At 38.0% G+C, this 20,976-nt stretch carries 16 protein-coding genes; 7 read left to right on the forward strand and 9 right to left on the reverse strand.

Annotated elements, in window-relative coordinates:
• The first annotated feature begins 6 nt into the window (after positions 1 to 6).
• The gene (hldE, locus tag H4J69_RS10645) at positions 7 to 1,431 is read left to right on the forward strand and encodes a bifunctional D-glycero-beta-D-manno-heptose-7-phosphate kinase/D-glycero-beta-D-manno-heptose 1-phosphate adenylyltransferase HldE (protein ID WP_182244216.1); all 1,425 of its coding nucleotides are present in this window, start codon (positions 7 to 9) and stop codon (positions 1,429 to 1,431) included.
• 118 nt (positions 1,432 to 1,549) lie between these two features.
• On the opposite strand, the gene rdgC is transcribed toward hldE, so the two are convergent.
• Positions 1,550 to 2,470: a recombination-associated protein RdgC gene (gene rdgC / locus H4J69_RS10650; RefSeq protein WP_070375929.1), complete on the reverse strand. Its 921-nt coding sequence runs from the start codon at positions 2,468 to 2,470 to the stop codon at positions 1,550 to 1,552.
• Positions 2,471 to 2,605: 135 nt separating this feature from the next.
• The gene (locus tag H4J69_RS10655) at positions 2,606 to 4,351 is read right to left on the reverse strand and encodes a HAMP domain-containing sensor histidine kinase (protein ID WP_182216481.1); all 1,746 of its coding nucleotides are present in this window, start codon (positions 4,349 to 4,351) and stop codon (positions 2,606 to 2,608) included.
• Positions 4,352 to 4,669: 318 nt separating this feature from the next.
• On the opposite strand from H4J69_RS10655, the gene H4J69_RS10660 reads away from it, so the two are divergent.
• The 4 genes from H4J69_RS10660 to H4J69_RS10675 all read left to right on the forward strand — a co-directional run bounded on the left by H4J69_RS10660 (position 4,670) and on the right by H4J69_RS10675 (position 9,269).
• Entirely contained in the window at positions 4,670 to 5,596 is a 927-nt protein-coding gene (locus tag H4J69_RS10660; protein WP_182216483.1) for a porin, read from the forward strand.
• A gap of 197 nt (positions 5,597 to 5,793) precedes the next feature.
• Entirely contained in the window at positions 5,794 to 6,495 is a 702-nt protein-coding gene (gene phoB, locus H4J69_RS10665) for a phosphate regulon transcriptional regulator PhoB (protein WP_146796261.1), read from the forward strand.
• A 48-nt stretch (positions 6,496 to 6,543) separates the two neighbouring features.
• Positions 6,544 to 7,839 carry a phosphate regulon sensor histidine kinase PhoR gene (gene phoR / locus H4J69_RS10670; protein ID WP_182216484.1) on the forward strand — a complete coding sequence of 432 codons (1,296 nt, stop codon included), beginning with the start codon at positions 6,544 to 6,546 and terminating at the stop codon, positions 7,837 to 7,839.
• A gap of 464 nt (positions 7,840 to 8,303) precedes the next feature.
• A complete protein-coding gene (locus H4J69_RS10675; RefSeq protein ID WP_182216486.1) occupies positions 8,304 to 9,269 on the forward strand; it encodes a PstS family phosphate ABC transporter substrate-binding protein in 966 nt (321 codons plus the stop codon).
• A 349-nt stretch (positions 9,270 to 9,618) separates the two neighbouring features.
• On the opposite strand, the gene H4J69_RS10680 is transcribed toward H4J69_RS10675, so the two are convergent.
• The 4 genes from H4J69_RS10680 to H4J69_RS10695 all read right to left on the reverse strand — a co-directional run bounded on the left by H4J69_RS10680 (position 9,619) and on the right by H4J69_RS10695 (position 13,896).
• Positions 9,619 to 10,116 (reverse strand): glycine cleavage system protein R, encoded by a 498-nt coding sequence (locus H4J69_RS10680; protein WP_182221844.1) that lies wholly within the window; start codon positions 10,114 to 10,116, stop codon positions 9,619 to 9,621.
• Between the two features lie 36 nt (positions 10,117 to 10,152).
• Positions 10,153 to 10,533 (reverse strand): PilZ domain-containing protein, encoded by a 381-nt coding sequence (locus tag H4J69_RS10685; protein WP_070375936.1) that lies wholly within the window; start codon positions 10,531 to 10,533, stop codon positions 10,153 to 10,155.
• Between the two features lie 157 nt (positions 10,534 to 10,690).
• A complete protein-coding gene (ettA, locus tag H4J69_RS10690) occupies positions 10,691 to 12,370 on the reverse strand; it encodes an energy-dependent translational throttle protein EttA (RefSeq protein ID WP_070375937.1) in 1,680 nt (559 codons plus the stop codon).
• A gap of 209 nt (positions 12,371 to 12,579) precedes the next feature.
• Entirely contained in the window at positions 12,580 to 13,896 is a 1,317-nt protein-coding gene (locus H4J69_RS10695) for a leucine-rich repeat-containing protein kinase family protein (RefSeq protein WP_182244217.1), read from the reverse strand.
• A gap of 483 nt (positions 13,897 to 14,379) precedes the next feature.
• Here H4J69_RS10695 and H4J69_RS10700 point away from each other — a divergent pair, with 483 nt between their 5' ends.
• Both H4J69_RS10700 and H4J69_RS10705 read left to right on the forward strand, forming a co-directional pair.
• Complete coding sequence (locus tag H4J69_RS10700) at positions 14,380 to 14,835, forward strand: hypothetical protein (protein WP_182230254.1); 456 nt, start codon at positions 14,380 to 14,382, stop codon at positions 14,833 to 14,835.
• 154 nt (positions 14,836 to 14,989) lie between these two features.
• Complete coding sequence (locus H4J69_RS10705; RefSeq protein WP_182230253.1) at positions 14,990 to 16,591, forward strand: YdiU family protein; 1,602 nt, start codon at positions 14,990 to 14,992, stop codon at positions 16,589 to 16,591.
• Positions 16,592 to 16,719: 128 nt separating this feature from the next.
• On the opposite strand, the gene H4J69_RS10710 is transcribed toward H4J69_RS10705, so the two are convergent.
• The 3 genes from H4J69_RS10710 to H4J69_RS10720 all read right to left on the reverse strand — a co-directional run bounded on the left by H4J69_RS10710 (position 16,720) and on the right by H4J69_RS10720 (position 20,958).
• Positions 16,720 to 17,901 (reverse strand): chorismate mutase, encoded by a 1,182-nt coding sequence (locus tag H4J69_RS10710; RefSeq protein ID WP_146796287.1) that lies wholly within the window; start codon positions 17,899 to 17,901, stop codon positions 16,720 to 16,722.
• A gap of 200 nt (positions 17,902 to 18,101) precedes the next feature.
• Positions 18,102 to 18,494 (reverse strand): MAPEG family protein, encoded by a 393-nt coding sequence (locus H4J69_RS10715; RefSeq protein WP_070375942.1) that lies wholly within the window; start codon positions 18,492 to 18,494, stop codon positions 18,102 to 18,104.
• A 52-nt stretch (positions 18,495 to 18,546) separates the two neighbouring features.
• The gene (locus H4J69_RS10720; RefSeq protein WP_182230252.1) at positions 18,547 to 20,958 is read right to left on the reverse strand and encodes a penicillin acylase family protein; all 2,412 of its coding nucleotides are present in this window, start codon (positions 20,956 to 20,958) and stop codon (positions 18,547 to 18,549) included.
• Between the last annotated feature and the right edge of the window lie 18 nt (positions 20,959 to 20,976).

Consider the following 20,976-nt stretch of genomic DNA (forward strand, 5'->3'; position numbering starts at 1 on the left):
CATAGGATGAAAGTAGACATTCCCGCTTTTGAGCAAGCAAGTGTGTTGGTTGTTGGTGATATTATGTTAGATCGATATTGGTACGGTCCAACACATCGTATATCTCCAGAAGCCCCCGTTCCTGTTGTTAAAATTAATCAAGATGAACATCGCCCCGGCGGTGCGGCAAATGTTGCATTAAACATAGCTTCTATTGGTGGAAGAGCGACTCTTGTTGGCATTACTGGCGATGATGAAGCCGCTCAGCATTTGAAAAAAAAGCTATCAGCATTAAATATTAATTGTGAATTTGATCAACAAGCTAATATTCCCACGATCACTAAATTACGTGTGATGAGCCGAAATCAGCAGTTGATCCGCTTAGATTTTGAAGAGTCTCTTAGCGAAGTAAATAAAAAAGTACTTGAAGAAAAAGTAGCTGCTCAATTGGTTAATCATGACTTACTCTTGTTGTCTGATTATAGCAAAGGTACGTTATCTGAGGTTCAAAATTTAATTGCTATAGCTAAAAAGCAAGGGAAAGCTGTTTTAGTTGATCCCAAAGGTACCGACTTTGAACGCTATCGTGGTGCAACATTACTAACGCCCAATCTATCCGAATTTGAAGCTGTGGTTGGCGCATGTAAAACAGAAAATGATATTGTCACTAAAGGTCAGGCACTGTTAGTGCACCTTGATTTAGAAGCAATGTTAGTGACGCGCAGTGAACAAGGAATGACCTTGCTCCGTCGAGATCATGACGAATTCCATCTACCGACTCGAGCGCGTGAGGTCTATGATGTAACCGGTGCCGGTGATACGGTTATTGCGACACTTGCTTTGGCTATTGCAGCAAAAGCTGAATATACCCAAGCGAGTGCTTTAGCCAATATTGCTGCCGGTATTGTTGTTGGTAAATTGGGGACATCAACCGTGAGCGAGACCGAATTATTAGCTGAAATATCGACAGGGCAAGAAAGTGGTTTTGGTGTTGTCAGCGAAGAGCAATTAAAAATTGCGGTTAAATTAGCAAAAGCTCGTGGTGAAAATATTGTCATGACCAATGGCTGTTTTGATATTTTACATGCAGGCCATGTTTCGTATTTAGCCCATGCAGGTACTTTAGGCACTCGTTTGATTGTTGCTGTTAATGACGATGCTTCTGTAAAAAGATTAAAAGGCAGTGGACGACCGGTTAACCCTACCGACAGACGAATGGCAGTTTTAGCTGGTTTAGGCGCTGTTGACTGGGTAGTGAGTTTTTCAGAAGACACCCCTCAACGTATTATAAGCAACATTCTCCCCGATATATTAGTTAAAGGGGGGGATTATAAAGTTGAAGATATTGCTGGCGGTAAAGAAGTGATGGCCAATGGCGGCACAGTTAGAGTACTTAACTTTGAAGAAGGTATTTCCACGACCGATATCATCAACTCTATTCGTTTGAAGTAGTCTACCTATTTTAGCGGTATTATTAACTCGATTGATACTGAAGTAATAAAGTGAAGCAATGAAAAAGCAGCTATATTAGCTGCTTTTTTCTTTAGAGACATCAGTAACCTAAAGCTTATTAGCTCTCTAAGTAGTCTGTCGCTTTAACATTGAATTCAGCCAGTAAGTCATTAATCAAACGATTAATTTCTCCAGCCATTAAGGCAAAGTCTGCATCAAGTTTTGCTATAACGTCGTCACTATCGATATCGTCATTTTGTTCTTGTAAGACATCAAAAAACTTTAAACGCTTAATCGCTAGATCGTCACAAAGAATAAACGACATTGCTTCATCCCATTCAAGCGCTAATTTCACTACGTATTTATCAGCGTCTAAATGTGTTTTAATTTCATCGCTATCAAGATCTTGATTTTTAACACGAACTACCGCACCATCATCGCCTAAGGCATGAAACTCTGCTTCCATACCTAAAGTAAAGTTGTCGCCAATACTTTTCTCGTTTAACCAGTCAGTCATCAATTCATCAGGCGCTTTTTCTGGTGAAACACTTGTTACGGGTAAAGTACCAATAACTTTGCGCAACAAGGCTAATAAATCTTCAGCTTTACCGCGGCTACCTGAATTTACAACAATAAGGTTATGCTCAGCATTAATGTAAGCATGGGTATCGGTAACACGAGAAAACGCCCGAGGTAGTAGTTCAAAAATGATATCTTCTTTAAACTGTTCTCTTTCTTTTTTAGTTGCGCTGCGCGCTTGTTCAACTTCAAGTTGCGCAACTTTTGCTTCAATCATATCTTTTACAACGGGAGCAGGAAGAATTTTCTCTTCTTTTCTTGCGCAAACTAAAAGGTTACCGTTAGCGGCATGAACCGTTGAATGGCCATGTTTACCCAAAGCATTTACCCAACCAAAATGCGATTGCTCTGTTGACCCACAAGGGGTGAATAAATGTTCAGCTAAGTGTTTTTCTAATTGATCTTCTGATAATGCAAAAGGGCGAGTAAATGTGAAAAAGTATAGGTTTTTGAACCACATAGAAGTTTCCTGCGCCGCTGGAACACTAAGTGCACCGGCTGATAAATTTTAAAAGAGCAATATAGTAACTTAAATATCAGCTATTAGCACTTACTTGCAGAGTCTTACCGTTAAGATATCGCAATGAAGAATTTTTTAACGCATATCATTAAATTCAATATCATAGCTAAGACCTTGTCCAACCTCAGAATGTGCGACTATTGTGCCATTCAATGTATCAGTAACTAATTCGTTAATGATATGAGTGCCTAAGCCTGTGCCTCCAGTACCACTTTTGGTGGTATAAAAAGGGTCAAATATTTGTGGCAATTTATTTTGAGGAACACCAACACCATTATCTTGGTAATGCAGATGTAGCCGTTCACCTTTTAGTTTTGCACTTATGGTAATCATGCCATTCTCTATACCATCAAAGCCATGGATAATAGAATTAATTATTAGGTTAGTAAATATTTGTGATATTGCCCCCGCATGGCAATAAATATCAATATTATCAACACAGTTTACGTTAACCGTATGTTTGGTTTTCTTTAATTTTGGCTGTAAAGATTGAATAATTTCATTTAGGTATTGTGCAACGTTAATCTTGCGTGTTTTATTACTTGTTTGATCAACAGCAACTTGTTTATAACTGGTGATCAAATCAGATGCGCGATTAAGATTGTTAAAGAGTAAATGTAAACTTTGGTCAGCATTTTTAGTGAAGTCATCTAATGAACGTTTGGTTAATTTTTGGTTGTCGACATCATTTTTTAATGAATTTAATAAATCTGATAAATAACTGGTTGAGGTAATACTGACACCAATAGGGGTATTAATTTCATGGGATATTTCAGCGGATAATTTTCCTAAAATAGCCATTTTTTCTGCATCAAGTAAACGTTCTTGCGCTTTTTTGAGTTCTAGAATCGAGTTTTTTAATTCTTGATTGGTCTTTGTTAAGGTTTGTTCTGTTTGGCTGCGGCGAATATTTTCAGCTTTTAACTGTTTTTGTTGCTCGATAAGTTCACGCTGTTGTTTATTCATTTCAAGCATGGTGGTACTTAGCGATGACGTTTTTTTAGCGACTTCTTGTTCTAATATTAAATTTTGATCGTCAAGTTTATGATTTGCCATTAATATCTCTTGCTTGGCGGTACTCAGTCGATTTTGATATTGCACCAGCTCATCGAGCAGATTGTTGTAAGCTCTTTGTAAAATGTTCAGCTCGTTATTTTCATAATTCATGGTATGAAGCTTTGATGCTTCGGGATCATCTATATCAAAATGGTTGATTTGTTCAGTAAGTTCATTAAGCGGATTTGTTAATAAGCTGGAAAAGGCGAGAGAAAATAAAATAACTAACGCGGCTGTTTTTACCATCGCATTACCGATTAAAAAATATATACCAACTTCAATACGATCGAAAATCACTTCATTACTTGATAAGAGAACGACGGTCCCCACTTTTGTTGTTCGACCAGAAAACTCAAAGATGAGTTGAAACGAATGGCCAAATAATCCTTCAGAAAAAGAGCTAATGGCAGTAGATTCACTATTTAAGGTTACTTTATCGGGTTGATTAAAAAGTTCACCCTCAGAAAACTCACCTAATTGTGCAATGATTTGGTCATTTTCATCGGTAACAACAATGCCTTTTATCATAGGAATGGCGACTAATCCCACAGCAATATCAACAGCTTGCTGTGTATTTAACTCCCAAACAGCACGTGTTAAACTGCTGCTAAATGTTTTTTCTAAGGTCAGTAACTCACTGTTTATGTGGCTCTTAGTGTTAATGTACTCAGCACCAATTTGCACGCAGGTGACAATAAAGGTTAAAACAAAATAAACCGAGAGCACTCGGGTCAATAGTTTTCGAGAAATGCTTGTTACCTTCATTTTATCTTCTTTATTATGATACCTAGCTTAATTCTAGACATTTTACGGTAGGTTAAAAGTATTTTCTGCTATAAGAATGATTTTTATTCAATATAAGGTGTTTTATCTCTTTTTAAAGGAAATAATTTTTTATTTAAAATTGCTGTGGCTTATACGAAGTCTTTCTTAGCTAAATTTATCAAATTGTCATAAACTTTTAAAAAATAATTCATAATGTCACAAAAATGTCATATAAATTAGGCAGAATATGCGGCAAATAATTAGTTAATTTAAATCGTTCTTAATATAAAAGACTCTGTCACCCAATAAGGTATATATATGAAAATTTCTTACAGCACTCTTGCAGCGGCATTATTATCAACTCTTTCTGTATCAGCGTTTGCTGGTGATGTTGATATCTATGGTAAAGCCAATGTTACAGTTCAGTCATCAGATGACGGTACTGGTACTTACTCTGAAGTTAAAAGTAACGCTTCACGTATAGGTTTTAAAGGTGGTCAAGATTTGGGTAATGGCCTTGAAGTTATTTTTAAAGCAGAGTTTCAAGTCGACCTTGATGGTGATAGTGACAAGGGTGATAGCATTACTGACCGTAATCAATACATTGGCTTGAAAGGTAATTTTGGTGAAGTATTGTTAGGTATTAACGATACCGTATTAAAGCAGTCACAAGGCAAGGTTGACTTATTCAGTGATTTAAACGCAGATATTAAACAGCTCTGGAAAGGTGAGAACCGCATGAGCGACACGGTTACTTATAAATCACCTAAGGTTAACGGTTTTCAACTGGGTGTTACTTATATTGCAGAAGATGAGGTTGATGGACAAGATGGCACCTCAATGGCCCTTTTTTATGGTGATAAAGCGCTTAAAAAATCTAAGATTTATGCTGCTATCGCGGTAGACTCAGAAGTTAAAGGTTATGATGCGGCCCGTTTAACCGTGCAGGGTAAACTCGCTGGCTTTACCTTAGGTGCTATTGTTCACAGACAAGAAAAAGTTTCTGATGGCAGTGATGTCGAAGGTTTCTTGTTTTCAGCAAAATATGGCTTTGATAAAATTACAGTTAAAGGACAAGTACAAACGGCTAATTATGATGGCGGCGATCACCGTTCAGGTATGACCGTTGGCGCGGATTACGCCTTAGCGAAAAGTACTAAACTTTTTGCTTTTTACACGAGTTTTGATCTCGACAATGAAGCTGATCAAGATTACTTAGCGGCAGGCATAGAATACAAGTTTTAATTAATTACCGTATTGTAAAAATAAAAAAAGCGACTTTTGGTCGCTTTTTTTATAACTAGCGATGTAGATGAAGATCAATAAATTAAGCTTTTGGCATAAAGATAAATGAATTAAACTTGTTGTGTGTAATATAAATGTCATAAAAAGTTATCACAATGGTCAATAAGTAAAGTGTAGTTAGACAACGGGAAGTTTACATGAATAGACAAATATTGGTTGTTGAAGATGAAGCGCCGATCAGGGAAATGATTACTTTTGTATTAGAGCAAAATGGTTTTAATGCTATTGAAGCTGAAGATTACGAACAGGCAAAAGCAAAGATTGTTGAGCCTTATCCTGATTTGATTTTATTGGATTGGATGTTGCCAGGAGGCACAGGTGTTAAGCTTGCTAAATCATTAAAACAAAATGAATATACGCGGTCTATTCCTATTATAATGTTAACTGCCCGTGCCGATGAAGACGACAAGGTTAAAGGTTTTGATGCAGGTGTTGATGACTATGTTACTAAGCCATTTTCGCCAAAAGAGCTTATAGCACGTATCAAAGCTGTTATTCGCCGAGTTTCTCCTACCGCGCTCGAAGAAGCCATTGAATTTCATGGAATGAAACTTGACCCCATCGCCCACCGGGTTTCAATTAATGATCGGTCACTTGAGCTTGGACCAACGGAGTTTCGTTTATTACACTTTTTTATGACTCATACCGAGCGAGTCTATAGCCGTGAACAATTACTTGATAATGTTTGGGGGACGAATGTTTATGTGGAAGACCGAACGGTAGATGTTCATATTAGACGATTACGTAAAGCGATTACTGGCGAAGGGCATGAAGATTTTATTCAAACCGTTCGAGGCTCTGGCTACCGATTCTCCGGAAAGCTTAAAACGAGTGTGTAATACATAAGTATGCATTTTATTATTATATATAGGTAAAAACGACTCACTATGTATTTTCGTTTATCCGTAAAAAGTATTATCACGCGTTTACTGACTATATTGTCGGTAAGCGCGTTCTTTGGTTTTTTAATTGGCCAAACTCTCCTCGTACTTTGTATTAGTACCTTGGTTATTTTATGTTGGCATTATCATCATTTATTTAAACTTATTAAGTGGCTGTGGCTAAGTAAGTCACTCTCTCCTCCACAATCTGAAGGTATCTGGGGGAAAATATATGATGGCCTGTACCGACAAATTAGACAGCACCGCCACAAACAAAGACAGTTAAACGAAAGAATTAGAAAATTCAGGGATGGTGCTGAAGCATTACCTGATGCTGCCTTAGTCTTATCTGATGAACTGACTATTTTGTGGGGTAATAAAAAAGCTCAGCGCATTTTAGGCATTCGTTGGCCTAGTGATGTTGGTCAACGTATTGACAACCTCATCCGTTTTCCTGAATTCTCTAAATACCTAGAACTCGGTAATTTTGAACAACCCTGTCATATTATTTCACCCATTAACAGCGAATTACAGTTAGAGCTGCGCTTAATGGCTTATGGAAGTGACCAAGTACTCTTTCTTGCCCGAGACGTCAGTAAAATTAAAAGATTAGAAGAAATGCGGCGTGACTTTGTTGCCAATGTTTCTCATGAGCTCAAAACACCGCTTACCGTGGTGCGTGGTTATGTGGAAATGATACTGACCACTGAACATGCGCTCGAGCCTCATTGGCAAAAAGCTTTTAGCACTATTGAAACTCAAGTATCACGTATGGACCGCTTAGTAGAGCAGTTATTAGTTTTATCGCGTGTAGAAAATCATGCCGATGAAGAAAATAAACAATTTGTTGATATGCCTAAACTAATTAAAACATTGGTCGACGATGCCACTTGGCTTAACCAAGATAAACAACACAAAATTACTGCTGATCTTAATGATGACTTATGGATTGAAGGCATAGATACTGAATTGAAAAGTGCGTGTGTTAACTTAATATCTAATGCTATTGCTTACACGCCTGCCCATGGTTCTGTTCACATTTTATGGCAACGAAGTGGTAACAAGGCTAAGTTTTCCGTTAAAGATAATGGTCCTGGTATTCGTCCTGAACACGTTAACCGGATCACAGAACGATTCTTTAGAGTAGACAAGTCACGTTCTCGTGACACCGGTGGTTCAGGGTTAGGTCTATCAATTGTTAAACATGTTTTACATCACCATAATGCCGAATTAGCCATTGAAAGCGAGTGGGGTAAGGGTAGTGAGTTTATTATTTACTTTGAAGCATTAAATAAAAAATAATCTTATGAACGGCACCTTATTCACTAGTGAATAAGGTGCCGTTAGCGCTTTATTTGCTAAACGTGGCTTATTTACCAAGGTTAACTAACTTCAACACACGCTAAATTTTTATCATTATAATAATTATTGCCGCGGTATTTTTATCCTAATCTTTTATCTGAACATTCACGGCTTTAATGATGAACGCTATTATTTGATGTGTTAATTCTTATTTCGCCGTAAGTTCCAGTAATACTGCTCGTTATAAAGTCGTAGCTAGGGTCTAACTATTCCCCTTTATCTTTGAACGAAGGAGAGAAATTGATTAAATGTTGTTTATATACCCATATATTGATCACTGTAATATAAGTGTCATAAACCTTAAATATAATTGTCACATAAACTTTATATAGTGTTCATAAATTAATTAGCCCCAAACAAATTAATAATAATTTAATGGGACATCACTCTCAGTGGAGAATAACATGGGTTTTAAACGTGCTTTAGGCGTTATAGGTTTAGCAAGCTTGGTGAGTTTCTCATCATTAGCAATGGATAAAGATTTACCTGAATATAAAAAAGTCAGTGGTATTTCAGGTAACTTATCTTCAGTGGGTTCAGATACCTTAGCAAACATGATGACATTCTGGGCTGAAGAGTTTAAGCGCACTTACCCAAATGTGAATATACAAATTCAAGCCGCTGGTTCATCTACTGCGCCACCAGCATTAACAGAGGCCACTTCAAACTTAGGCCCTATGAGCCGTAAGATGAAGTCGCGTGAAATAGAAGCATTCGAAAAGCGTTACGGCTATAAGCCAATGGCTGTTCGTGTTGCTATTGACGCATTAGCGGTATTTGTTCATAAAGATAACCCTATTAAAGGATTACGTATTGATCAAGTTGATGCTATTTTCTCAAATAACCGAAAATGTGGTGCTGATAAAGATGCAGACCGTTGGGGCGACTTAGGTTTAACAGGTGACTGGGAAGCAAAAGACATTCAACTTTATGGTCGTAACTCAGTTTCTGGTACTTACGGTTACTTTAAAAAGAAAGCCCTTTGTAAAGGTGATTTTAAAAACACAGTTAATGAACAACCAGGCTCAGCTTCAGTTGTTCAATCAGTATCTTCTTCACTAAACGGTATTGGATATTCTGGTATCGGTTATACAACTTCAGGTGTTCGTGCTTTAGCTTTGTCTAAAAAAGGTGACAACTATGTTGAAGCTAATATGGCGAATGCTATATCGAAAAAATACCCACTATCTCGTTTCCTATACGTTTATGTAAATAAGCATCCAAACAAGCCATTAGCGCCAATGGATGCTGAATTTTTAACTATGGTACTTTCTAAGTCGGGTCAAAAGATTGTTGAGAAAGATGGTTATATTCCATTACCGAACTCAGTTGTTCAAAAAGAATTGAAAAAATTAGGTATTAAGCTTTAAGAAAAAGCACCAGTACCACTTTGAAAAGGCCTGGCTTATGTCGGGCCTTTTTGTTTCTATTGCACTGGTAAATCCCTAAAGGTTCATCAAAATCATTAGGTGAGGTAAGGCCATTTTCAGTTAATACTTATTTTTAGTTTTTTAGTTTTTTAGTTTAGTAGCTAGGAGTTAACAGTAATTTTACGGGAGCATTATTGAAGGGGAAAGAGGGGGAATCTTGTTTACTCGATCCTTTTTAACATTAGGGTTAAGCCAGTCTATGAATAAAATATCACGGGATTATCAAGCCCAAAGAAGTATTGATAAGTGGGCTAATAATACCGTGTAGATTAAGTTACTATTCAACAGATTAACGAGAAATATCAATCATTAAATCGTCAGCAAGATCTTCTAATGCATTTATTAAGCTTGGTGTTTGTTCTTTATTAACCGCTAAGGTTATTTTTGCTTTAAATAGTGGCTGGCCAGTATGTGGCGCATTATCTTGCTCGCTGACAAGCTTTATCATGTTACCGCCTTGATGGTGAATAACCGCAGATATTTCTTCTACAATACCTTCTCGATCGTTTGCTGTTAGCTCTAAAACTACCGGTGACTCATCGTTAATTTGGCTAGGGGTAGTCTTTTCGATAATGACTTTAAAACCGTCCAGTGTCGTAATTGCACGAGTTAGGGCTTCACATTGAGCTTGCGCTACCGCTATTTCAAGTACACCAGCAAAACAGCCGGACAAATGATGCAAACTACTGGTTTGCCAGTTACCTTGGTGTTGTTTAATGACTTTGGATAAGGTTTCGACTAAACCAGGACGGTCTTTGGTAATAAATGAAATAACTAAGTGATTCATAATGTTCCTCTATAAAGCAAGGCGATTGCCATCATATTAAGCAAGGCGTGATAATTGTGAAAGTTCTTTATGTAACTGGCTTTCATCACCTAAATTTAATTCAACTAACCGTCTTAAATGGGTCACACTGTCAATATCGATAGCATTACATTGCAAGCCTACTTCACACTGTAAGCCTAGCTTGTCATTTTCTTCATGAACGACAGCAATATGCATTTCAACGATCGATTCGCCATTAACTAAGTCAAAATGTAATAAGCCTAACTTACCTTTTAATGACTTTTCAGCTTTAGGCATAGTGACCAAAGCGCCATTAAGTGAAATGTCGTGGATAGTAACAGGATAATTCTGCTGTTCAACCTCTAATATCGCATTGATTGAAAACAAAACTCGCGTGAATTGACGTCTATTTTCCATTGCTTAAGTTCAAATTATAAATGGGTATCTTTAGCATAGCTCCCTTTTAGCAAAAAGGCACTTTATTCGTGTGGATTTTTATAAAACCACAAAAATAAAGTGCCGATAACTATTTAATAACTAATAGGTAATTTAAAAATTATCTATTAACTTTAGCTTAGCCAATTTTTTTGTATCTAATTCTGTGAGGCTCAGTAGCTGCAGGGCCCAATGTTTTCTTTAACCAAGCTTCATAGTCAGTAAAATTACCTTCATAGAAGTTAATTTTACCTTCATCACGGTAATCTAAAATGTGAGTTGCAATGCGATCAAGGAACCAACGGTCATGCGAGATAACCATGGCACAACCGGGGAACTCTAACAACGCTTCTTCAAGCGCACGTAAGGTTTCAACATCAAGATCGTTGGTTGGTTCATCAAGAAGTAATACGTTACCGCCGGTTTGCACTAGTTTAGCTAAATGAACTCGGTTACGTTCACCACCCGACAACTCACCGATGATCTTTTGTTGATCGTTACCTTTAAAGTTAAAACGGCTGACATAAGCACGGCTTGGAATTTCAAAATTACCAATTTGTAATATCTCATGGCCTTGAGATATTTCTTGGTAGACGGTTTTACTATTGTCCATGTCATCACGGAACTGATCTACACTGGCAAGTTTAACCGTATCACCTAGCTCTACATTACCCGAGTCTGGTTTTTCTGCGCCTGACATTATTTTAAACAATGTTGACTTACCTGCGCCGTTTGGTCCGATAATGCCAACAATAGCACCTTTTGGCACACTAAAACTTAAGTCATCAATGAGCACTCTGTCACCAAAAGATTTTGTTAAGTTATTAACATCTAAAACCTTATCCCCTAGACGAGGTCCAGGTGGAATGTAAAGTTCGTTGGTTTCATTACGTTTTTGATGATCTTGACTATTAAGCTCTTCAAAGCGCGCCATACGGGCTTTACTTTTTGATTGACGAGCTTTTGGATTTGAACGCACCCATTCAAGTTCTTGCTTAATGGTTTTTTGTAGTGCACTTTCACCTTTACTTTCTTGTGCAAGACGTGCGTCTTTTTGTTCTAGCCATGAAGAATAGTTACCTTCATAAGGAATACCGTGCCCTCTATCAAGCTCTAGAATCCAACCCGCTACATTATCAAGGAAGTATCTATCATGGGTAATTGCTACCACAGTGCCTGGGTAATCGTGTAAGAATCGCTCTAACCAAGCAACAGACTCAGCATCTAAATGGTTAGTTGGTTCATCAAGTAATAACATGTCTGGTTTTTCGAGCAATAAACGACAAAGCGCGACACGACGGCGTTCACCACCACTTAGTACCGCGATTTTTTGATCCCATTCAGGTAAGCGTAAAGCATCAGCCGCACGTTCTAAAACGTTATCAAGATTATGACCATCTTGCGCATTAATAATATCTTCTAAATCGCCTTGTTCTTTGGCTAAGGCATCAAAATCAGCGCCTTCTTCTGCATATTCGTTATAGACTTGGTCTAAACGAGCCATAGCATTTTTAACTTCAGCAACCCCTTCTTCAACAGCTTCACGCACTGTTTGGCTTTCATCAAGTTGAGGCTCTTGCGGTAAGTAACCAATTTTTGTACCGGCTAAAGACGTTGCTTCACCTTCAAAATCTTTATCAACACCTGCCATAATTCGAAGCAGCGTTGATTTACCTGAACCGTTTAAACCTAAAACACCAATTTTAACGCCAGGGAAAAATGAAAGACTAATATCTTTAAGTATTGTTCTTTTAGGTGGAACCACTTTTGATACGCGGTTCATCGACATGATAAATTTATCTGGTAATGGTTGTGCCATGAAAAACCTTATTATTTGAAGGAAAAATTAACTTGTCGATATTTTAGGTTAAAGGGGCTGGGCAAGCAAATGTGTTTGAATCGTTTTAGCGCTGGTGTTTAAAAAAAAAGCGGTTTGTAGATGATAAACTGGTTTTAAAAGAGAGCTTCTAAAACCAGTTATTCGATCTCACCGGTTATACACTTAATAATATGAATTAAAAAATCAGGTTAAACATGTACTTTTAATTGCTCAACGATAGCGATAAAGGTGGGGCTTTTAAACGTATCGGCTTGCATACAACGCTCTTTTATTATCAACAGCGCTTGGTATTGCGCAGTGTTTTCTAAATGAAGAGACAAAGGCAATAAATCATCTAATAAACAGCCTAAAGCTCTCACTTCTATCGCTTGCATTGCTTTTTGTTGTGTTGCAGGCAAAACCTTTAAGTTAGAAGCGGCGCCAAAATCACCAAACAGCATATTTGCGTTTTCATCGACCATAGTATTATGAGCATAGATATCACCATGGCTGACTTTATTTTCATGTAAATGACGTAAAGTATCAGCCATGCTAAGGACTATTTTTATTATCTGACTTGTTGTTAATGTGGCAGACTTAGGAAAAGTATCACGAGTACAGCTTGTTAACGAAGGGGGTAAACCTAAGTTATAAAAACGCTGAGGAATTAACTCCATAATTAAAGCAAGTTGCTCTTTCGACATGATTTTAGCAATGACTTTGATTAAGTTTTTATGTTCACCGGCTTGCAAGCAATTATTTAGTTCATCAATAGGGTAACCATCACTGGTTATTTCACCTTTAAAAATCTTTACTGCTATATCGTCATCTGAATCAATGGTGATAGGTTTAGTTAACCATGTTGCTTGATGAATTATCCCTGATGCGCCTTCACCTAATTTTTGTTTTAGTTGAAAGTCTTGCTGTGAAACACTTGTCATCTGATCAATCACTGGTTGAACACTGCGCGTTAACTTATTACCCGAAAAAGCTAGCCACGCCAATTTAGGTAGTTGAAAGAGCCAATCGGGAAGTGTGACTAATTGATTAGCCGAAAGACGTATTAATTCTAAATTTTTACAGTTCTGCATACTATCGGGCAGTTGCTGTAATTGATTGCCAGCCAATGCTAATTTTTGTAAACGGCTTAGCTTGCCGACTGAATGGGGTAGTGCTGATATTTTATTATCAGTTAATATCAACCAACGTGTTCCTGTTGGCAGCACGTCTTCATCTACTCGGCTTAATTGATTACCCTTGAAACTGATCATTTCTAGTTGTGGGCAAGCCGCTAAGACTTCAGGAATACTTTTAAAGTTATTATTAGTTAAAAATAATATCTTTAACTTCTTCATTGAAGAAAACTCACAGGGTAAAGCCGTTAATTTGTTATTTGCTAAGTCTAATACTTCAAGAGAGTTTGCTAATGAAAAGATTTTTTGCGGAAATTCAGTTAAATTCTCACTGAGGGTTAAATGCGTTATATCTGAATATTTACCTGAATTGAGCTGGGCTAATGTTTGCAAGATAAAGCCTAATAGGGCGCTAAAATTTGCCGCTATTTTACCGTTAAACTGAACTAAGCTAAAGTGCTTTAATATTTTTGGCGCTAAAATTTGCCGTTAAACTGAAATAAGCTAAAGCGCTTTAATATTTTTGGCGCTAAAATTTGCCGCGAAACTAAAATAAGCTAAAGTGCTTTAATATTTTTGGCGCTAAAATTTGCCGTTAAACTGAACTAAGCTAAAGTGCTTTAATATTTTTGGCGCTAAAATTCGCCGTTAAACTGAACTAAGCTAAAGTGCTTTAATATTTTGGCGCTAAAATTTGCCGTTAAACTGAAATAAGCTAAAGCGCTTTAATATTTTTGGCGTAAATTGGCTGTCCTTATGCGAGTATGAATGATTGTTTCCTGTTTGGTTAACGTTAAAGCGATTATTGTCATAATGACTTAACTCCTTTATTAACCTTAGTTTACTCATTTACCTTTCGATAAAATAAGAGTCGCCATGTATAAAATACAAAAAACAATGATTATTACCAGTGTCGTGATAGCTTTTTTCGTTGGTGTTTCAGCGAACGCACAGCATTACCAACAAGATATCGATAAAAATAGTATTGTAACGTTTAAACAGGTTATGCAGGCATTGTTATCTGACACCAAGATGATCACACAAGGAATTATTTTAGAAGACTTTAGCCTTGTTGAAAGTGCAGCACAGGGGATTATTAATCACCCAAAACCGGCAATGTCGCAACGGAAAAAATTGATGAGAGCCTTAGGATCAAAAGTCGCTACATTTAAAGGTTTTGACAAAGTTGTTCATGGTGGCGCTATCAAAATTAAGCAAGCGGCCAAAGAAAAAAATATGGTTGTTATTGTCGCTGAATATCAAAAATTAATACTGGGTTGTCAATCTTGCCATAGCACTTTTAAAGCTTCACTGACGATAGCTTTGCAATAGTGAGTGCTAGCTTTTACCTGAGTAGATATTACTTTTTAATGATATTTATAAGTGAATAACCTAAATCAGCTTTTTGTTTGAAATGAATATTGCAATATAGAAACTGACAGTCAATAATTCCCTTTCAATTCTATTTTTCAATTAGTCGCTTATTTTGTCTTACTTAGATTTCAATATTGATAATAGCTTTTCTTCACAGTTACCTGAAGATTTAGAAGAGTCTATTTTTCCGCACCAAGTTCATGCCGCTGCTTTTTCTTGGGTATCGCCTAAAAGAACGTCAAATCCACAGTTGGTTACGACTAGTCGTGATGTTGCCTCAATATTAGGGTTAAGCGAAGAGCAGCTTAAAAGTGATGAATTTTTACAGTTGTTCACGGGGAATGTCGTGCCTGAAGAATTTGCCCCTTATGCGATGTGTTATGGCGGACACCAGTTTGGCCATTGGGCTGGACAATTAGGTGATGGCCGCGCCATTAACTTAGCTGAAGTAAACACCCCCTTAGATGGCCATAAAGTTCTCCAGCTAAAAGGTGCAGGACCAACACCGTTTTCACGAACGGCTGACGGCTTAGCGGTATTACGTTCATCGGTACGAGAGTTCTTATGTTCAGAAGCGATGTTTCATTTAGGTATTCCTACCACCCGAGCACTGAGTTTATCGTTAACCGGTGACAGTGTCGTTCGGGATATGTTTTATAACGGTAATGCGAAAGCTGAATTAGGCGCTGTTGTCTGTCGAGTGTCATCGTCATTTATGCGTTTTGGAAGTATTGAGCTACCGGCTTACCGTAAAGATAAGGCTTTGTTAAAGCAGCTCGTTGATTATTCGATAAAACGAGATTTTCCGCATTTATTAAATGACCACGAAAATGACTCGGTACAAGGTTACTTAGCTTGGTTTGATGAAATTGCCCAACGCACTTGTCGATTGATGGTGCATTGGATGCGGGTTGGTTTTGTTCATGGCGTAATGAATACCGACAATATGTCATTAATCGGTGAAACGATTGATTATGGTCCTTATGGTTGGATTGATAATTTTGATTTGTCTTGGACACCAAATACCACAGATGCCCAAGGTAAGCGTTACAGCTTCGGCAAACAGGGTGAAATTTCACAATGGAATTTATTTCAATTAGCGAACGCTATCTATCCATTGATAGAAGAATCTAAGCCACTAGAGGTGATATTAAATAATTACAGTAAAACGTATCAACAACAGTGGCATGAAATGATGTCGAATAAACTGGGTATTACGGCTGAAGATATAAACCATAAAGCGGACACAGCATTGTTTTTAGCACTTGAAACCTTGTTGGGTGATATAGAAACAGACATGACTATTTTTTATCGTTTACTGGCTGATTTTAGTTACGACAAAAAAGTTAAAGCAAATAACGTCAATCATTTTGCCGATTGTTTCTATCTAGACGAGCAGTTAACGCCACAGCATCAAGCACGTTTTTCTTCTTGGCTAGAAAGCTACGCTAATCGAATTCAGCACGACGAAAAAACAGCAGCACAAAGAAAAGCGGCGATGAATAAGGTGAACCCTAAATATGTATTGCGTAATTATTTAGCACAACAAGCCATTGAGCTTGCAGAGCAAGGTGATTTTAGTAAATTACATGAATTACAAAAGGTTCTGGAAAAACCTTATGATGAACAAGTTGAGTTTCATCATTACAGTGAGAAACGTCCTGAATGGGCGAGAAATAAGGCGGGTTGTTCGATGTTATCGTGCAGCTCTTAAAGCGTTGTTGAATAACGCTTAAAACTAAAACCTTACCGACCTGTGTTTTTCACGAGGTCGAGTAAGGTCAATATTGCTGGCGTAGAGACTTTATCAAAGCCATTAACTTAAAAGTTAAGCGACAACGGCTAAGCGTTTATCGCGCTACTTGGTACACTGGTTGGGCTAATATGTTCAATAGGATAACAGCCTAATATTTTAATGAAATTGGTAATTGAGGTTATTTCATTAATTGCCTCTTGCAGTACAGCACTCTTCAAATTGGCTTCAACATCAATATAAAACATTTCTTCCCATGGTCTCCCTTGAATAGGTCTAGATTCAAGTTTACACATGTTGATACCTTTTGCTTTTAAAATAATAAGACAATCAACTAAGGCACCTGCTTTTTGTCCTGTTGCCAAAATCAATGCCGTTTTAGCCGGGATTTGTTCAGCGACATCAATAGGTTTACGAGCGACTAAAATAAAGCGACTGTGATTTTCTGCTTGGTTAGCAATCGACTTTTCTAAAGCATGAAGCTTGTAGAGATGACCACCTTCTTCACTGCCAATAACGGCGACTGTAGGGTCTTGCAACTCATACGCTTGGGCCATTGCATCAGCGGTACTGTCACAATATTCGATGCGAATGTTTTTTTGTTTGTCGAGAAAATTACTGCACTGAGTAAAGGGTTGTCCGTGCGCGTAAATCGTTTTTATTTTGCTGAGTTGGGTATTTACTGCGGTTAATAAGCAGTGCTCAATAGGCTGAGTTATCTCACCAACAATTGACAAGTTAGTGTGTTGCAGGGCGTCATAAACTTCGTTAATACTACCTGAACTGGTATTTTCAATGGGCAGCATACCGTAATCTACATGGCCAGATTCGACTTGTTGCATAATTTCTTTGAAACTTTGGCAACCGTATTCATTGATTTTTGCTGCACGGCGTGAAAAATATCTATGACTGGCTAAATAGCTATAAGAGCCCTTATTACCTAGAAAAGCGACGCTAACCGTAGGCACTTGGATATTGGGGTTGGCCAATGTTTGTAAGTAGGCTTGTTGATTTAATACTGAATCTTCAATAATTGTTTGATAAACGCTGGTAACATAGTGAGCGTCTAAACCAAGCACTTTACCTTGGTTAATTAAACGTATTAATAATTCTTGCTCGCGTTGTTGATCGCGAACGGGGCGTATCTGATGCGCTTTACTTTTTGCAACACTGAGAGTGAGAGAACGGCGTTGAGCAAATAACTCTAATAATTGCTGGTCAAGTTTGGTTATTTTTTCACGAATTTTATTCAGATCTAAATCTTCACTCACAGTACTTCCACCCTATATATTATTTTCGAAAATGGTTAAAAAGAAAGAATCCTGATGTTTTAGTAAAGGAAAGTCATGAAGGCGACTAAAACAAGCTATTAGCTAGGATATATAGCATTACTTTAGCGAGGGCGAAGAAATTGTTCAAGCCTTTATTGCTAAAGGCTTGTATTAAAAAAATCTATAATAGAAATAGATTTTTAGCTTTGCGGAAAACATTGCCAAATAATGGCAAAAGAAGACACGGTTGCTACTCCCCAGACAATTGAGCGCAGTAGTCCAATATTGAATAAATATAATAAGTTGTAAGCCACTCGAGCGACAACGTGGGTAATTGCTAAGAAGGTTACACTGTCGGTTATTGTATTTGTGGTTATTGCGAGTAAAACCGCAGGGACAAAAATAATCAGTGATTCAAAAGCATTTTGGTGAGCGGCGAGTGCACGGGCTCCAAAGCCAGTTAGTTTTGCTTGTTGCGCACGCGGGTGGTTATTGTCATAACCATCGAGTTTACTCATAGCTATTGCGACAGGGGCTTTAGCTAAATAAGGCAATAGAGTGGCTGCAAATAAACACCAGATAAGAATCGTCATACTTTTCCTCTTTTTATATTGTAGATATTAATTTTAATGTTGAAAATTTAGCTTAATAGCTCAGTAATGTCAGTGTATATTTTGTCTCACCCGGTAAGAAAGGTGAGGGCTTTCCTTGTACCCAATCATCATGACCTAAACCATAATAAGGGCTCCACGGGTGGCCAGACTGGCTGGTTGGCATATGTAATATTCCTGAGGCCTCATGACCCGGTGAAACCACCATACGCTGAGAGGCACCAAAAGACTTTCCTTGGACACGAGGCATATAGCTATCGCCAGCAAGAGGTATTGGCAGCATATCTAACCAACGACCAATAAAGGGTATAGCGTTACTAAGTGGGTGTTGTATTTTACTGGTGTTTTGTTGCCCCCAAGTCGCTTTAGCCAATGGTTGGTCTTGGGTCATATCCGTTAAGGTGGTAGAGAGTGCTCGCTCAAAAACTTTTTGCCAGTTATCTTCGGGCAACCATAAAAAGTTGCTTGGTTGTTCATTAATCATTTGCCAAAGCGGTGTTTCTACTTGGTGGCGAATGGTGTGAAAAGAGTAGCCATTATCTAAGTGAGTTAAGTTTTCGTTGAGTAGGCTAAAAACATCATTACGCACATTCAAGCGAAAATTATTAACAAGGCGATAAGCAACCGAGTCTGTGCATGCACATAAATTATCAGTATTAAGGGTTTCTTTCACTGCTTGCCAACGCGGATGATTGATAATTGCGTCTGGTGTTAGTACTTTATCAATTAAAAATTTCTGCCAGCGTTTTAAAAAAATGGCGCGGTCATCCAGCGCAATATCAAGTAAGTTTTGTTCTGAAAATATCTCTTTTGCAAGCAATCCCTCTCTGATTTGTTGTGCCCTTGCACCAAGTGCATAACCGCCGTTGCCTAATTTTTCTAACATTTCCCCGCCAACCACACGAGCATTTGCGGTCCATAAACGATTATTTTGCGGATTTTTAATTTTAGGATACAGATCCGCTTTTAAATATCCCTGCCAATGATTGATACCGTCACCCCAATGTGTAGGCGTTTCGCCAAACGAGGAAGACTTTTTTGGAATAGGCCCCATGATTGTCCAGCCAATATTTCCCGCTTTATCTCCGACAACTAGATTTTGTGCCGGAATACCTGCATGGTTAGCAATGTTAAATGCCTCATCAACGCTAGTGGCTAATTCGAGTTGAGTTTGGTGCAGATTTACGGCTTGTACATCATGAGCAACCCAGCGATAAGCTAATAATTGTTGGCTGTTGTTCGTTCCTATAACTGGCCCCCAAATTGTTTCTTTGACTATGATTTCCTGCGCGTCTTGACCTTTTACCGCAATAACATGTTTATGCTCAGTAAAGTCTTGATAGCCTGCAGGTGTTAAGTATTGGCTCTTATCTGCATTGGTATCTAAAATAATTATATCGCTCCAATCGCCGTAACTATTAGTAAACCCCCATGCAATATTACCGTTACTGCCAGCAATGATATTAGGTGTTCCCGGGAGGGTCAGTCCTGTTACTTTGATGGCTTTATTGTTATCGCTTTGATATTCAAAGGTTGCCCGAAACCAAGTGTTTGGTACGCGTATTCCTAAATGCATATCGTTAGCAACAATAGCACTTCCTGTTTTACTTATTTCCCCCGATACCGCCCAGTTGTTTGAACCTGGGAACTCCTCACCTTGATACCTTTGCTCAGGTACATCTGTTACTAAATTTTGCACCGTATTAGCAGCTAAAGCATCTTGTTCAGATGAGGCTGAAGGCCATGCACGTGTTGGCATTTTACTTGATGGATATTGACTACCATCAATGGCTGCATCCCAGATACTGCCTTTAGGATTCAAAAATTTAAAGACATCTTCACCTAAGGTGTTTTTTATATTTCCTAAGGTTCTTTCACGGTCACCTGCCGCATATTGCAAGTCCATGTACATACTTAATACGGTTAATATGGTGTCTTCTTCTTGCCAAGAAACGGGAGCTTGTTGAAGTAATAAATATTCAAAAGGAGGTGAACTTAAATTATTTATGCCCTGATTCACACCACGGGTATAGGCTTTTAATAAGGCTAAATCTTTTTCAGGAAGTTGTGCAACTATCGCTCTAGCACGCTCACGAAAACGATGACGGCGGATCTCTTTATCATGTGGCAAGGCTTTTTCGCCAAATAAGCTGGCGAGTTCGCCTGCTGAATTACGGCGCAGTAGGTCCATCTGAAAAAAACGTTCTTGGGCATGTATAAACCCTGTGGCGACTGCAACATCGTTACGTTTCTTCGCTTTTATGGTGACAATACCCTGACTATCGCGCTCAACAATGGCCGTATCACTCAAGCCAAGTAATGTTCGCTTTCCTTCAAGTACCGGTAACGCGCTATCAATTTGGCTGTAAATCCAAGTACCTAAACTTGTAACAACTAAAAATAAGATCAGCAAGAAACCAATTAATATATGTTTAAATCTATTCATAATGTGGTGTATTTAGGA

The sequence above is a fragment of the Colwellia sp. BRX10-9 genome (assembly GCF_014077405.1).
GTDB lineage: Bacteria > Pseudomonadota > Gammaproteobacteria > Enterobacterales > Alteromonadaceae > Colwellia_A.

Coding starts and splice junctions, on each gene's coding strand:
- phoR (WP_182216484.1), top strand. CDS start 6,544: ATGTATTTTCGTTTATCCGTAAAAAGTATTATCACGCGTTTACTGACT.
- H4J69_RS10685 (WP_070375936.1), bottom strand. CDS start 10,533: ATGGAAAATAGACGTCAATTCACGCGAGTTTTGTTTTCAATCAATGCG.
- H4J69_RS10655 (WP_182216481.1), bottom strand. CDS start 4,351: ATGAAGGTAACAAGCATTTCTCGAAAACTATTGACCCGAGTGCTCTCG.
- H4J69_RS10700 (WP_182230254.1), top strand. CDS start 14,380: ATGTATAAAATACAAAAAACAATGATTATTACCAGTGTCGTGATAGCT.
- rdgC (WP_070375929.1), bottom strand. CDS start 2,470: ATGTGGTTCAAAAACCTATACTTTTTCACATTTACTCGCCCTTTTGCA.
- phoB (WP_146796261.1), top strand. CDS start 5,794: ATGAATAGACAAATATTGGTTGTTGAAGATGAAGCGCCGATCAGGGAA.
- hldE (WP_182244216.1), top strand. CDS start 7: ATGAAAGTAGACATTCCCGCTTTTGAGCAAGCAAGTGTGTTGGTTGTT.
- H4J69_RS10675 (WP_182216486.1), top strand. CDS start 8,304: ATGGGTTTTAAACGTGCTTTAGGCGTTATAGGTTTAGCAAGCTTGGTG.
- H4J69_RS10715 (WP_070375942.1), bottom strand. CDS start 18,494: ATGACGATTCTTATCTGGTGTTTATTTGCAGCCACTCTATTGCCTTAT.
- H4J69_RS10660 (WP_182216483.1), top strand. CDS start 4,670: ATGAAAATTTCTTACAGCACTCTTGCAGCGGCATTATTATCAACTCTT.
- H4J69_RS10680 (WP_182221844.1), bottom strand. CDS start 10,116: ATGAATCACTTAGTTATTTCATTTATTACCAAAGACCGTCCTGGTTTA.
- H4J69_RS10720 (WP_182230252.1), bottom strand. CDS start 20,958: ATGAATAGATTTAAACATATATTAATTGGTTTCTTGCTGATCTTATTT.
- ettA (WP_070375937.1), bottom strand. CDS start 12,370: ATGGCACAACCATTACCAGATAAATTTATCATGTCGATGAACCGCGTA.